General features: G+C 62.3%; 7 protein-coding genes and 7 pseudogenes. 4 read left to right on the forward strand and 10 right to left on the reverse strand.

The genetic code is table 11. The features are described 5' to 3' along the window. Positions 1 to 108 precede the first annotated feature (108 nt). Positions 109 to 1,455: an IS5 family transposase gene (locus IVB26_RS07000; RefSeq protein WP_247971089.1), complete on the forward strand. Its 1,347-nt coding sequence runs from the start codon at positions 109 to 111 to the stop codon at positions 1,453 to 1,455. Positions 1,456 to 1,529: 74 nt separating this feature from the next. On the opposite strand, the pseudogene IVB26_RS07005 reads toward IVB26_RS07000, so the two are convergent. Next, positions 1,530 to 1,772: pseudogene (locus IVB26_RS07005) on the reverse strand (IS256 family transposase); the annotation flags it as partial. Positions 1,773 to 2,029: 257 nt separating this feature from the next. Here IVB26_RS07005 and IVB26_RS07010 point away from each other — a divergent pair. Continuing rightward, a pseudogene (locus IVB26_RS07010) lies at positions 2,030 to 3,246 on the forward strand (IS110 family RNA-guided transposase). Between the two features lie 320 nt (positions 3,247 to 3,566). On the opposite strand, the pseudogene IVB26_RS07015 reads toward IVB26_RS07010, so the two are convergent. Continuing rightward, positions 3,567 to 4,385, reverse strand: a pseudogene (locus IVB26_RS07015) (IS256 family transposase); the annotation flags it as partial. Between the two features lie 1,409 nt (positions 4,386 to 5,794). Between IVB26_RS07015 and IVB26_RS07020 the strand changes: the two are divergent. Next, complete coding sequence (locus IVB26_RS07020; RefSeq protein ID WP_247971090.1) at positions 5,795 to 7,111, forward strand: amidohydrolase family protein; 1,317 nt, start codon at positions 5,795 to 5,797, stop codon at positions 7,109 to 7,111. A 467-nt stretch (positions 7,112 to 7,578) separates the two neighbouring features. Here the strand turns inward: IVB26_RS07020 and IVB26_RS43435 are convergent. The 8 genes and pseudogenes from IVB26_RS43435 to IVB26_RS07055 form a co-directional block, all read right to left on the reverse strand. Next, positions 7,579 to 7,834: pseudogene (locus tag IVB26_RS43435) on the reverse strand (IS66 family transposase); the annotation flags it as partial. After that, on the reverse strand, positions 7,774 to 8,292 hold the full coding sequence (locus IVB26_RS07025; RefSeq protein WP_458309336.1) for an IS66 family transposase: 519 nt from the start codon (positions 8,290 to 8,292) through the stop codon (positions 7,774 to 7,776). The pseudogene IVB26_RS43435 and the gene IVB26_RS07025, both read right to left, overlap by 61 nt. Continuing rightward, a complete protein-coding gene (locus IVB26_RS07030; protein WP_247971091.1) occupies positions 8,256 to 8,858 on the reverse strand; it encodes a plasmid pRiA4b ORF-3 family protein in 603 nt (200 codons plus the stop codon). Before IVB26_RS07030 ends, IVB26_RS07025 begins: the two co-directional genes overlap by 37 nt. After that, positions 8,855 to 10,419 (reverse strand): annotated as a pseudogene (tnpC, locus tag IVB26_RS07035) (IS66 family transposase). Before tnpC ends, IVB26_RS07030 begins: the two are co-directional and overlap by 4 nt. 51 nt (positions 10,420 to 10,470) lie before the next feature. After that, positions 10,471 to 10,824: an IS66 family insertion sequence element accessory protein TnpB gene (tnpB, locus tag IVB26_RS07040; RefSeq protein WP_091898177.1), complete on the reverse strand. Its 354-nt coding sequence runs from the start codon at positions 10,822 to 10,824 to the stop codon at positions 10,471 to 10,473. An 87-nt stretch (positions 10,825 to 10,911) separates the two neighbouring features. Beyond that, a complete protein-coding gene (locus IVB26_RS07045) occupies positions 10,912 to 11,241 on the reverse strand; it encodes a transposase (RefSeq protein ID WP_247971092.1) in 330 nt (109 codons plus the stop codon). 327 nt (positions 11,242 to 11,568) lie between these two features. Continuing rightward, positions 11,569 to 11,782, reverse strand: a pseudogene (locus IVB26_RS07050) (IS5/IS1182 family transposase); the annotation flags it as partial. A gap of 73 nt (positions 11,783 to 11,855) precedes the next feature. Further along, a pseudogene (locus IVB26_RS07055) lies at positions 11,856 to 12,080 on the reverse strand (ATP-binding protein); the annotation flags it as partial. Positions 12,081 to 12,590: 510 nt separating this feature from the next. Here IVB26_RS07055 and IVB26_RS07060 point away from each other — a divergent pair. Continuing rightward, positions 12,591 to 13,928 carry a recombinase family protein gene (locus IVB26_RS07060; protein ID WP_247971072.1) on the forward strand — a complete coding sequence of 446 codons (1,338 nt, stop codon included), beginning with the start codon at positions 12,591 to 12,593 and terminating at the stop codon, positions 13,926 to 13,928. Positions 13,929 to 13,944 lie beyond the last annotated feature (16 nt).

Consider the following 13,944-nt stretch of genomic DNA (forward strand, 5'->3'; position numbering starts at 1 on the left):
CATTTGAGATTGCAGGGACTGGCGGCTTGAGACCCCTGAACCCTGCAATTTCGTTTTTGGATTCCCTTTGCTTTCGGACCATGATTCTGTGGTGCATCGGAGGGAACGATGCGGCCGAAGAAGCACAAGACGACGGGATCGAACGATCTGTTCCGAGCCAGGCTGGACCAGATCATCAACATGAAGCACGAGCTGGCACTGCTTGCGGGCAAGATCGATTGGGAGTGGATCGACGGTGAGATCGCGCCGCTCTACAGCGAGAACGGCCGGCCCGGGATCGAGACGCGCTTCATGATCGGGCTGTTGTTGCTCAAGCACATTTACGGGCTGTCCGATGAGGGTGTGTGCGAGCGCTGGATCCACGACCCGTATTTCCAGTTCTTTACCGGGGAAGAGTTTTTCCAGCACGTCTTTCCGCACGAGCGAAGCGACCTGAGCCATTGGCGCAAGCGGCTCGGCGACAAACTGGAGCTGCTGCTGGCCGAGAGCCTGCGGGTGGCGCACGAGGCTGGCGCGTTGCGCGGCCAAGACCTCAAGCGGGTCACGGTCGATACCACGGTGCAGCCGAAGGCCATCACCTTTCCGACCGATGCCAAGCTGCTGCATGCGGCCATAAAGGGGCTCAACCGCCTGGCGATCAGGCACGGCGTCAGGCTGCGGCAATCCTATGCTCGCATCGCCAAGGCCGCCGCGATGATGGCGGGCCGCTACGCCTATGCCAAACAGTTCAGGCGGCATCAGCGGCAGTTGCGTATCCTGCGCGGCCGGCTGGGCCGGATCATCCGCGACATCCGCCGCAAGATTGAGGGCCAGCCAGCACTGGAGGAAGCGTTCGCCCTCCCGCTTGGCCGGGCCACGCAGATCCGCTCGCAACAGCAGCGCCAGCGCGGCTGGAAGCTTTATTCCTTCCATGCCCCGGAGGTGGAATGCATCGGCAAAGGCAAGGCCGCCGCGCCTTACGAGTTCGGCGTGAAGGCCTCCATCGTCACCAACAACCGCCGGGCTCCCGATGGCCTGTTCGTGCTGCACGCCAGGGCGCTACCCGACAACCCCTACGACGGTCACACCTTGCGGGACGTCATCGACCGCACCGAGGCACTCACCGGCTGCGCGATCGAGCGGGCCTATGTCGACAAGGGCTACCGCGGCCACGACGCACAAAATCCCCGTCGTGTCTTCATCTCCGGCCAGAAGCGCGGCGTCTTCGGTGTCATCAAGCGCGAGCTGCGCCGTCGCTCCGCCATCGAGCCCATCATCGGACACCTCAAGGCCGAGGGCCACCTCGGCCGCTGCTACCTCAAAGGCCGCGCCGGCGATGCCGCCAACGTCGTCCTCTCAGCGGTCGGCCATAACTTCCGCCGAATCCTCGCATGGCTCAGGGATTTTTGGCGCCTCATCCTGACCGCACTCATCGCAGCTATCTGCGTTGAGTCAGCCCTCAAATCAGCTTCTTAACGGACGACTAACTGGTACGCATACGACGAAGACCGCCGGAGCTATCGCCAAATTTTGGTGACGGCCGGAGCCGGTCAGGCGGCGGCGGTTATGGGCTGACGGTCGGTCGGCTTGGCGATGACCTCGATCCCATCGTTGAATGTCACACCGAGAACGAGTTTTGGCAACTGGTTGTGGCCATCGAGACGACGCCAGCTTTTCTGCGCGGCCTCAAGCAGCTTGAAGACCATCGCGAGTGCCGACTTGTTGGACAGGCAGCCCTTCGATCCGATGGTGGGGTGGCGCACGGTGGCGAAGGTGCTTTCGATGGGGTTTGTAACCGGTATGAGATTTCTCGGTGCCAACGTTCCGCTGCGGTGTTCTGCATCCTGGCGTATGGTGCGACCATCGGGACAGAGGCACCGGGAGCACGATGTGCGGGCGGGCCGATGCATACGATGAGCCGAGAGCTCGAGTTAGTAGCTGGCCGCCTCTGCGACTCGCCCGGTTGCAGGGAGCGCGAATCCGTAGTTGTCGTGTCGCCCGCAGCCCCCGTCATATCAAGCAGGAGGTGCAAATGCCACGGGTGATTGACATCGACGTCTACCGAACTTTCGGGGAGGTGGTGTTTTGGGAAGACGGCAAGCTCCAACATGCGGGCCGGGTTGATATGACACGGAGACAGCGCTCGAGGGATTTTGCAAGACCCTGCTGGCCAGTGATGAGGTGGTGCTCGAAGCGACTGCCAACAGCATCTCGGTGTCGGGGGTTCTAGCGCCGTTTGTGGCGCGGGTGATTATCGCCAATGCCCTGCAGGTGAAGGCGATCGCCCAGGCTCACGTCAAAACTGACGAGATCGATGCTGGCACGCTCGCCAGTCTGCAGGCGGCCGGGTATCTGCCGCAGATCTGGACGCCTGACGCGGAGACCGAACGCAAGCGCAGGCTGGTGGCGCGGCGCTACCAGGTCGTGCGGCATCGCATGCGGCTCAAGAGCGAGGTGCATTCGATCCTGCACGCGCACCTGATCCCGAAGTGCCCGCATGCCGATCTTTTCAACGCCCGCGGCCGGGCGTGGTTGGCCGCTCAACAGTTGCCGGACGATGAACGCGCAGCGATCGATCGGCACGTCCGTGAGCTTGACCGGTTGGCGGAAGACCTGGCCCTGCTCGACCGCGAGATCGCGCAGGACTCCATGGGCGATCCCGCGGTCAACAGATTGATGACAATCACCGGCGTCATCTCGCCTCGCCGCCGGGATCGTGGCGGCGATCGGCGACATCGGCCGGTTCAACAGCCCGCAGAAGCTGGTGAGCTATTTCGGGCTGAACCCGCGGGTGCGGCAGTCCGGTCTGGGAGCGGCCCACCACGGCCGTATCAGCAAGATCGGCCGCAGTCATGCGCGCGCCATGCTGGGAGGCAGCCTGGGCAGTGGCCAAGGCGCCCGGTCCACTGCATGCTTTTTTCGTGCGCATCCGCGCCCGGCGCGGCCATCAGATCGCCGCGGTGGCCCTGGCTCGCAAGCTCACGGTGCTCTGCTGGCATTTGCTGACGAAGCGCGAGGATTACGCTGTGGGCGCGCCCAGCGCTGGTCGCCAACAAGACCCGCGCAATGCAACTTCAAGCCGGACATCCACAACAGAAAGGTAGCCGTCGTGGACCTGCCTATGCCTACAACATCAAGGCGCTGCGCGACCGCGAGATGGTGATTGCCGCCCAGGCGGAGCGAAGCTACGAACGGTTCGTGTCGCAATGGAAAGCGCGGCGGCCAAAACCCGGCGCGCAGGCGCCTCAGTCCGGCAGGACAAAATAGGCAGTCCGGTGACGCTTGCAGCCGACGCGTCACGCTTCGCCACGAGGTCGCCCGCGCCCAACAACCATAGTCGCGGCTGACGGCAAGGTCTAGCCAGGCCAGGAAACCAGTCCCGTTCCACGCCAGCGTGCCGTCGTGCTCGGGCCGGTGAAGGCCAACCCATGCGGTGGCCGCAAATGCGGCCAGCCTTGACCGCCCCTGCGCGCGGCGGCTGCCAGATCGGCGGCCGGGACGGAAGAATGGCCCGCAGCGCGACCGAACAAAAGAATGGACTTACGGCGATCTCCGCAATCGTCGCCTCGGCCATGAAGAAGTCGCTTGTCCATCTCATCCGTCGTCCGCAGGTGTTTCCAGTGCTCGGCCGGGAAGTCGTAGAATGCCAGTAGCGTGTCTCGATCCTTGCTCAGGCAATCGGCGGCCTTCTCGTACTTCAGCGCGTAGCTCTCGATGAAGGCGTCGAACGCCGGCTCGGCGGCGAGCTTCGTTTCAGCCATCCAGACTTCCTGCAACGCGCGTTTGGCCTTCGGCTGCTGGCTCTTCGGCAACTTGGCGAGCACGTTGGCGGTCTTGTGCACCCAGCAGCGCTGCTCGCGCGTTTTCCGCCAGACCTCGCCGGCCGCTTTCCAGAACCCGAGTGCGCCATCGGCAATGACGAGCCGCGGCGCCACGTCGAGCCCGCGCCGCTTCAGATCGAGCAGCAGATCGCGCCAGTCCTGCGCGCTCTCGCGGGCGCCATCGGTGAAGCCGACCAGTTCCTTGCGGCCTTCCGGCGTCGCGCCGATCAGCACCAGGATGCACTGCTTTTCGTCTTCGAGGCGGGCTTGGAGATGAATGCGATCGGTCCAGATGTAGACGTAGCGCTTCGCCGACAGATCGCACCTTTGCCACGCGGCGTGCTCGTCGAGCCAGCCATCCTTCAGGCGACCGATGGCGGATGCCGATAACCCGGCAGCATCCTTGCCGAGCAGCGCAGCCAGCGCCTCGGAGAAGTCGCCGGTCGAGATACCCTTCAGGTAAAGGATCGGCAGCAGCGTCTCGATCGACTTCGACCGGCGCATGTAGGGCGGCAGGATCGACGGCGAGAACCGGATGCGGCCAGGATCGGCGGCGTCCGCTTCGCGATCGCGTACACCCGGCTGGCCTTTCCGATTCCCGCCGTCACTAACTTTGGGTGATAGCTCAAGACCGCCAGATTGACGCATCATTGCAGCTGCGAAGCGCGGCTGCTGGTCGAAAAAGCGTCGTGCCCCAGGTCAACCAAGTTCTCAACCTGACCTTCTCCAAGTCCGATGAACGGGCTGCACGACATTAGCGGGGGCAATCTGACCGGTTTCGAAAGACGCAATTGTATTGCCAGTCCGTGCCGCCCAAGACCGTCTCTATCGCAGGCCATGTGTGGATGCCGCTTCCGCGGGCTTCACCGAAGGGGAGGCGCGATCATGGGACGTCGAACGCCTTCTCCCTTGCCTCTGGCGCGGGATTAGGCCGGCACGAAAGCGAGCATTCATCGGGTTGGAATCCTCCGAAAGAGCCCCCGTGACGCCGAAATTGGGCTCTAAAGGCTGACCGATTGCCTCAAACCATAGCGAGACCTTGTTAAGATAGAAATCAGTCCGGTAAATTCAAAGTTTATGTCTCAGACGTCTCGAGAAGCTAAGTGGTTTCGTCCGATATTTGCGACTCCCTGAACGGTGCACGACAGGATGCTGATGGCGCCCAAGTATGCGGCGATGCCCAGATGTTCGATCTCGAAGACTCGGTCGAGGTCGACGAGAAGGACGAGAATCCTGTCGCGCGCAAGACGGTCGCAACGACGTCGCCAGATGCAGGAGCCCGTCTTCCAGCACTCCTGCCTTCAGCCACTTGTCGATCATCCGTCGGATAACACCGTCCGGTTGCTGAGCGCCCTAGAACTCCTTCCTTATGCTCTCGCATCATCCAGCCGACCTGTTGGGATCCTCACGTTCGACAAGAGGTTGACCGAACAGATGCTTGCCGATCATCCGGACGCATCTAGGCTCCGGATCGTCGGTCTCAGCGACCAGGCGAACTGGTCTAACTTTTGGGCCCCAGACTGGTATGCAAAAAAGCTGCGGGCTAGTACCGACGCGCTCCGCAGAGAGCTTCTTGAGGTGTGCCTACGCGAACGTCAAACTGGTGCATTCACTGAAATTGTGTCGCTTGTCTTGGAATGTACCGCGATGCCCCAATTCAGGGCGGACATCGTTGCCGCAATACGCGTGCCGACCTGGGACATTGCTGCTTTCGCAAAAAAGCCTGCTTGGTGCCTAGCGCAGCGGGAAACTATGAACCGTGCAGACGTGCGCGAGCGCGCCCGCAAGCCTCCGCGGCGTCCATCGCGCAGCCGGGCGTCACCATGATCATCACACATGAACTGGGCTTCGCAGGGAGGTGGCTGACAGGATGCTGTTCGTGGATCAGGCCTCGTTGTCGAAAGCGGGCCCACCGCACAGGTTCTCGCAAATCCCAAACAGGCCCGAACGCGAGAATTCATCCCCTGCTTCTTATGACTTATTGGAGGACATCAATGTTCAAGTGGCTGGCTCTAGCCTTGTCTGTTGCGTTGCTCAACGGAAGCCCTGCGGCGGCTCAGGATGTGCAGGGCGTAACGCTCCTCAAGGCCGCCCACCTTCTCGATCCGCGATCCGGGCAAGTACTTTCCCCGGCTGCGGTCCTGATCGAAAACGGAAAGATCGTTGAGGTAGGGCCGTCGCTGGTCCATGCACCCGCGCACGCCCGAGTGCTGGACCTAGGCGGAGCCACGCTCCTGCCGGGCCTGATCGACAGTCACACGCACCTCTTCCTCGACGCGGTCGCTCCCGCTGAGGCGGAGCGCATCCGGACCGGCCGGAGCGAACCGGGTGTGCTCCTCGCCATCGTGGAGTCGCCGGCTAAGCGCGTGCTTACAGGTGCAAAGCTCGCCCGCGAAGATCTGGAGAGCGGCTTTACGACCGTAAGGAACGTTGGGAACTCTGGAATCGATGGCGACACCGAGCTTCGCGACGCGATCAACGGTGGCAAGGTCGAGGGGCCGCGCCTGCTGGCGTCCGGACGAAAGCTGATTGCGCGCGGCTCCTACGTCAGGAATCTGAATCCCGCGCTCGCCGACGCGATCCTGCAGCAGGAGTATTTGACCGTCGCCGGGCCAGACGATGCGCGTGCGGCAGTACAGAGGAACGTCTTCCAGGGCGTCGACCAGATCAAGGTTGCTCTCAACCACGATATGTCCCCGGCGAGCCTCGCGGCAGTGGTCGACCAGGCGCACCGCCAACGCTTGAAAGTGCTTGCGCATGCCCATGACCGAGAGAGTATCCAGGAAGCGATCGACGCCGGCGTGGACTCGATCGAACACGGAGACGAAGCCACGGATCAGCAGCTGAAGGAGATGCGGGACAAGGGCATCTTTCTCGACGTAACCCCATGGGTATGGGAGAAAGTCTATCCGATGTCACCCGCGCGCAACGATCGGGGCCGCCAGGCCGAAGCGGCGCTCGTGCAGAAGGTCCTGAAGTCGGGCGTGAAGTTTTCGGCAGGATCAGACATGTACTTGTACTTCCCTGGCAAGACCCGCGGCGAGGCTTCCGCCACGATGTTCACCGCTCTGAGTCGGTCAGGTATGCCGCCGCTAGACATCATACGAGCCGTGACCGCCAACGGCGCGGAAATGCTGGGCTGGCAGGACCGGATCGGCGCGATCGAACCCGGCAAGTTTGCGGACATTATCGCCGTGACTGGAGACCCGCTCAAGGACATCAGCGAGCTGGAGCGCGTCGGATTCGTGATGAAGGAGGGACGGGTCGTGAAGAACGAGTTGCGTCCCCATGGCTCAGGAGCGCCAGAATGAGGCGCCGCGACAAGTGACCGCCTGTCGGCGATTTCCTGCGCGGCAGGCCTCCCTGTGTCTCGCGACCGGCGACGGTCTCCTCGGCACTCGCGGACGCAAGCGTCGATCCGCAGGCTTGGCTGGCCGATTATCTAGCCCGCATCGCCGCCTATCCAGCTCATCGGCAGAGCTCCAGCCTTGGAATTGGACCCCATCAGTCTCAACGATCCCTGCTCGGGCGACATGACCACGCACGTCAAACAGTTCCATCACGTCACCACAATCAACCACGTCCCCGAAGATCTTGGCGTAGACGAGGACTCGTCTGCGAGATGTCGCAAATGAAATGGAGATCGAGGACGGCGCCATCTGGATCTATGGCGTCGGACAAGATGCCGTCTAGGCGTTAACCGACTTGGGCATCGAAAACTGGACATCGTAGCATGTACAAAGAAAGTCCGGGATTGCTCAAGCGCGCAAGCGCTGGTGGTCTCATCGCCATGAAGGCGCTCGGCCGCGAGCACATGGCGTCGATCAAGTGGAAGACCAGCGGGAGGGCGAAGGTCCCGGGGCCGACCTGGTCGGCCAGCGTCGAGAACGGCAGGTCGATCCCCTCGCACTTGAAGCGCGCACTCTGGCGGTTGAGCAGGTATGCATGCCGATCTTGTCGAACAGGACCGTCGCTAGCAATTGTGGGCCGATGAACCCGCGCGGCGTGGCATGGAACGGCGTCGGCGGCTGGCTGTCTTCTCGCAATCGCGGCAGGTGAATTTATCGCGTACCGTCTCGATGAGCTTGAAGCGGCGCGGGATCTCCTCCAGCGTCTTGGTCACATCCTCACCGATCTTCGCCAGCCGCGATCCACCGGCGCAGGTCATTGGACCCTCAATGACGACGCGCTCGCGTTCGACGTCATCCGGCCATGGTTTGCGCACCAGCCGCTTGCGCATGAAGGGGCGGACGTTCTGCGTCTTCGACGCTGCGGCCTGCGCAGGAAAGCTCATCCTCGCTCGCCGTGGTGACGAGTTCTTCGACTCCAACTCCAGCTGCTCGAGCAGCCGTGCCGTGCGCTCGGAGCGCTGCCCGTACAGTTTGCGTTTGAGCTTCTTGATCCGCAGCTCGAAAGTAAGCGTAGCTCTGCGGCCCTTTTGATTGGCGCTTGCGTCTATTTTGATCGCAGCTTGCGCGGGCGTGGCTTCCAAATTCCGGACAATGCGTTGACGGCGGCCTCGATCGCCTTCCGGTCGATAACGTTTGGATCGAACTGTTCGGGGTCCCAGAGGCGCATATTTTCATGTTCTGGATGAGTGGGGTCGCTGATGGCGTCGAGGTATTCGGCATAGCCTGGCGCACCGCCGACGTCCTCTGGAGGACAACGACCGGCGGCCTCGAGCAGGAGGGGAAGTCCCTCTATCGTCGTGTTGTCGAACCATTTTTCGAGTTTGATCACATGGTCCCAGCTGTCGCCGAAGTCGTAGAGATAATGGATCGTCTTGGCGCCTGTCTCTTGAACGATATCGGAGAGCCGCGCCTTGCGAGCATCGATCGGCTGGGGGCCAAAATCACCGTCGGAATCAGGGATGCCCCAACGCCCTTCGCCAGCCAGGAACTCGAAGAGGTGGCTGTTGGTCCAGCCAAATGCCGCCTGAAGCGTCAGATGCAGCCGATCAAGGCGCAGGGTGACGGGTACAACAAGGCACCGCATCACCTCCGGCTTCACGTCCTTGAGAGTTATCCTGATCCGGACGGCGGTCGTGTTCAGGCTCATGCTGCCAGCCTCGGATCGTGCGCGTGCATCGTGTAGGTCGACGCCCAGGGAAGCAGTTCGTCCAGTCGCGACGCAGGCCAGCCATTGACGAGCTTCGCGAGGACGTCGGAGAGCCAGTGCTCGGCGCTGACTCCATTGAGCTTGCAGGTTTCAATGAGCGAAGCCAGCAATGCCCAATTCTCGGCACCCTCGTCGCAACCGGCAAAAAGGGAGTTCTTGGCGTTGAGCTTGATCGGCCGCATCGCACGCTCGACCGCATTCGTATCCATCTCGATGCGCCCATCATCAAGATAGAGCGTCAGGCCGTCCCAATGACGCAGTGCATAACGCAAAGCCTTCGCCGTGTCGCTCTTCTGCGCAAGGTGATCAAGCATAGCCTCAAACCACTGCTTCAAAGCTGCAGCCAGAGGCCGGGCATGCGCTTGTCGGCCCGCACGGCGCTCGGCATCAGATCGGCCGCGGAGGGCTTTCTCGACCGCGTAGAGCTGGGCGATGCGCTCGAGGGCCTCGCGTGCAACCGGAGCCGGCGCCGGCGAAGCCTCGCGCTCGATCTTCACAAACTGGCGCCGTAGATGCGACCAGCAGAAGGCGAGCGTGCCGGACAGCGCGTCCGCACGCGTCTCTCGGGTCATGGTCTTGTAAACCTCATAGCCATCGCAATGGATGATGCCGCGATAGCCTTCGAGCAGCCTCAAGCCATGGATGGCCCCACGGCCCGGTGCATAGGCATAGACCACCCCAGGCGGATCAGGGCCGGCCCAAGGCCGGTCATCGCGCGAGAGCGCCCAGAAGTAGCCGGTTTTGGTCCTGCCGCGCCCCGGATCCAGCACCGGCGCCGGGGTCTCATCGACACAAAGCTTCGCGGAGGCGAGCAAAACCTCGCGCAGACGACGCCACAAGGGCTTCAGCTCCTGGGCAGCATAGCCGACCCAGAAGGCGAGCGTGGAACGATCGATGGCAATTCCGTGGGTCGCCAGCATCTGCGCCTGGCGGTAAAGCGGCAAATGCCAATGATACTTGGCGTCGATCACATGCGCGACGAGCCGCTCGGTCGGCAATCCACCCCTGATCAGTCGCTCGGGAGCAGCGTGCTGGAGAACGACGCCCTGGCAGGCGCGGCAGGCCAGTTTGGGCCGGCGGGTAACGATGACGCGATACGGCGCCGGTACGACGTCCAGCCTCTGGCTCTCATCGCGGCCAATCTCAACGAGATCGCCTTTGCAGGACGGGCAGCAGGTTGCAGCCGGCATCAGCGTTTCGACGATGCGTGGCAAATGCTCCGGCAGCTTGCCACGATTGGCCCTGCGCTCGGCAGCTCTCTTCTCGCGTGTTTTGGGATTGGCGCGGTCCTCGGCTGCTTCGAGAGCCGCGACAGCCTGATCGATATCCTCCAGAACAAGCTGTAGCTGATCAGCGTCAAGCTTTTCCGACGATCGACCGAACTGCGCGTCTTTTGCAAGCTTGAGCAACCGCTCGAGTCTGGCGCAGCGCTCCAGCAGAGCCGCGGCAAAGGCACGCAACTCGGCTGGATCGCTCGGCAGTTCATCAGCAAATCACTCATTGGCCCGAGTCTGCCATGCTTCGCGCCCCGATGCAGCGAAGATTTTATCTCCTACGCAAGCGCTTTCGGCTGCGGGATTCGAGGCGCATGCATGCGTGTCCAATCCATGCCGGCCAGAAGCGCCGACAACTGCGCGGCGTTCATTCGCATGACGCCGTCAACAACCGGCGGCCACTTGAAGGCGCTGCCCTCAAGCCGCTTCCAATACAGCACAAGGCCACTGCCATCCCAGACCACGATCTTCACCCGGTCAGCGCGCTTCGCACGGAAGACCACCGCCACGCCCTTCATCGGATCGTGGCCTAGAGTCTCCTTCGCCAACAGCGCCAGGCCATCCGCGCCTTTCCTAAAGTCTACAGGTCGGGTCGCAACGTAAATCATGAGGCCAGCGGGAGCCGTCAGCATGATCGTGTCCGGCGCAACGCCAAAAATACGTCACTCAGCACGGCAAGCCCGGGCGTTCCGCGCACCTCCACTCGTGCACCCAGGAGCTCAACCGTAACAATGGCGGCTTCCAACGATCCAGAGGGCTCCGTAGCTGCCGGTAGCAACGATTCCGATACTAAAGGGCACGAACGATAGTGTATCCGCCGAAGCCGGCAGCACCAGTTGACCTAAACGCGCCCGGCGCCGCCAGTCATGCACCTGCTGGGGCCGGCAGCCATGGCGACGTGCGATATCTGTGACAATCGCGTCTGGCTCAAGGCTTTCCGCGACAATCTGGGCCTTCAAATCGTCCGGCCACTGCTTACGGCCTACTCCAGCATACACTTCGACACGCGGAGACAGCGGTCGTCTTATGTCGTCCGAATGGTCGTCCATTGTGAGCACCCTTGCAGAAAAAGACTCTTCTAGCGGCGCTCACAAGACGGCGCACAAACAATCTGAAGGGCCTCAGCACCACGCTTACGCTCGAAATGTACGATCGCCGCCTCGTTGTCCGACACAGCTCCGCCCGCGCACTGGCAGCCACCGCTTCGGCTCGCAGCCGCGCCTCGCGCCGCTTTTGACCGATTCCGAAAAGGGCGGCAATAGTCTGATGTATTGCCGCCGTCGGCAATGCGGACGAACGGCATTGCCGACCTTTATGTCGGTCTGAGGATTTGCATGGGGATCAGCTTGGCCATTTGCCCGCGAGCGTGAACTCATCCTGGCTCCGTTTGGGCCTCCCAAACGTAGACGGTCAAGCTTGAGAAGCGCTTGAGGTGCGCGGACAGCATCTCGATCTTTTTGCGGAGCCGACGGAAGGTGCTTTCTTGCAACGACGTTGCTATCTGGCGGGCCATGTCGCGTGGCTGCTGGGGGCACACCGGGACTTCAGTGCGCAGCGATCGCAATCGCGCTTGCTGGCGACGTAAAGCAGGGTTGCAATTGTCAATGCCGGTTCAAAAGTCCCCAAATGTGCCGAAGTAAAATTCCCCAGCTGCAGAGGGTGATCAGCCGGTAGTGTGATCGGAAGCTCCATTTCTGGACGGCCGACCGCGGCGTCGCGCCGGCTGTGCCGGGATTGGGGGATTGATGAAGACTTTGGTGCGGACACTTTCCGGCATGAGATCGGCGTGCTGACGAAGGCGGTAGCTTGATCCCTCGATCTGGACGACGACCGCATGATGCAGGAGGCAATCGAGCAGTGCCGTTGCGACGACGGGATCGCCGAACACGACAGAGTACCCCTATTCTTGAGCGGGTCGTGTCTCACGTCACGATCACCGACCCGCATCATTTCCTGTTGGGCACCGGCTTGAGGTGCTGAAGGAGCGGTCGGGGCGCGGTCCCGCCTACGTCGTTGTCGCGCTGCCGGACGGACGGCCGCGGGCGATTCGGATCGCGTCGACGGATCTTGGCGAGACGCCTATCACTTCCCGCCCGAACGCCGCCGATCTGCCGCGCATCAGTGCACGTACGCTGATCCCATTGATGCAACATTTGAGCGCGAGTCTGAGCCTTCTCGACGAGAAGGTGATTCGCGATGACCCACCGACCGCTTCCAGGTCGCGTTGCGTATCGACCACTGCCGACGTCGGCAAATCCACCCGGCCGCCCGACGGCCGACATTCCGCGCCTGTGGCCGAATCTGTCGACCGCGACGCAAACCCAGATCGCTCAAATCCTCGCCACGCTGCTGCGGCGAATGCAAGCGGTTCCCGGCACGCCCGGAAGGGGACTGAGCCGTGCTGATCAGCTTGAACGTCGCTGACGAGCGGCTCACGACTGCGCACCGAGCTAAGTTGGCCTATGTCTACGTGCGGCAGTCATCCGTGAACCAGGTGCGCCACCACCAGGAGAGCACGCAGCTGCAGTACCGCCTCGTCGATCGTGCCATCGGTCTGGGCTGGCCGCCTGAACGTGTCCAGGTCATTGATGAGGATCTGGGCAAATCCGGTGCTGGCGGTGTGGATCGTCATGGTTTCCAGAAGCTCATTGCCGAGATCGGCCTTGGCAACGCCGGTCTTGTGGTGAGCCTCGACGCTTCGCGCTTGGCCCGCAATAATCGGGACTGGCATCAGCTGCTCGAACTGTGCTCGGTGTTCGGCGTGCTCATTGCGGATGGCGAGCGGCTTTACGATCCGCGCGCCTACCACGACCGCCTGTTGTTGGGCTTGTCCGGCATCATGAGCGAGGCGGAGTTGCATCAACTTCGGATGCGCCTTCACCAAGGGGAACGCCAGAAGGCAACGCGGGGCGAACTGCGGCTGCCCCTGCCAGCCGGGCTCGCCTATGATCGAGCGGGCACAATTATTCTCAATCCCGATGAGGAGGTGCAGGCCCGTCTTCATCTCGTGTTTGCCAAATTCCAGGAACTGCAAAGCGCTCGCCGTGTGATGCGGTACTTGGACAGAAACGGATTGTCCTTGCCGGTTCGACCGCTGCTTGGACCATCTCCACATGAGATCGCCTGGCGTGCGCCAGATAGTGCACGCGTCCTTAGTATCCTTCAAAATCCGGCCTATGCTGGTGCGTATGTTTATGGCCGCCGGCAAAAGGATCCGAGCCGATGCCGGCCGGGATCGCTGACGGGAACGGTCAAGGTGGCGATCGCGGATTGGGCGGTTTGCCTCCACGCCGCTCATCCAGGCTATATCAGCTGGGAGGAGTTCATGGCCAACCAGGGGCGACTGGCAGATAACGTCTTCCGCTATGAGGCAGGACACTCTGGCGTACCGCGCAAGGGGGCAGCCCTGTTACAAGGGATTGCGATCTGCGGCCGTTGCGGACGGCACATGAGCATGCGCTACACGGGCCCGAATGCCGACTATCCGGTCTATTGCTGCCGCTCGGATCGGGACCAGCAAGGCAATGCACTGTGTCAGGAAGTCCGGGCCTTGGCGGTTGACGCGCTGGTCGAGCGGGTGGTCCTCGATGCCCTGTGCCGGATCAGATTGAGATCGCACTCGCGGCGGCGGGCCAACTGGAGCAGGAGAGCCGTCAGCTCGAGCGCCAATGGGCGCTTCGCGTGGAGCGCGCCCGCTACGAGGCAGAGCGCGCTCGGCGTCAGTATGACGCCGTAGAGCCCGAGAACCGTCT

The sequence above is a fragment of the Bradyrhizobium sp. 195 genome (assembly GCF_023101665.1).
In the GTDB taxonomy this organism is placed as follows: domain Bacteria; phylum Pseudomonadota; class Alphaproteobacteria; order Rhizobiales; family Xanthobacteraceae; genus Bradyrhizobium.

Coding starts and splice junctions, on each gene's coding strand:
- IVB26_RS07000 (WP_247971089.1), top strand. CDS start 109: ATGCGGCCGAAGAAGCACAAGACGACGGGATCGAACGATCTGTTCCGA.
- IVB26_RS07020 (WP_247971090.1), top strand. CDS start 5,795: ATGTTCAAGTGGCTGGCTCTAGCCTTGTCTGTTGCGTTGCTCAACGGA.
- IVB26_RS07030 (WP_247971091.1), bottom strand. CDS start 8,858: ATGAGCCTGAACACGACCGCCGTCCGGATCAGGATAACTCTCAAGGAC.
- tnpB (WP_091898177.1), bottom strand. CDS start 10,824: ATGCTGACGGCTCCCGCTGGCCTCATGATTTACGTTGCGACCCGACCT.
- IVB26_RS07045 (WP_247971092.1), bottom strand. CDS start 11,241: ATGGACGACCATTCGGACGACATAAGACGACCGCTGTCTCCGCGTGTC.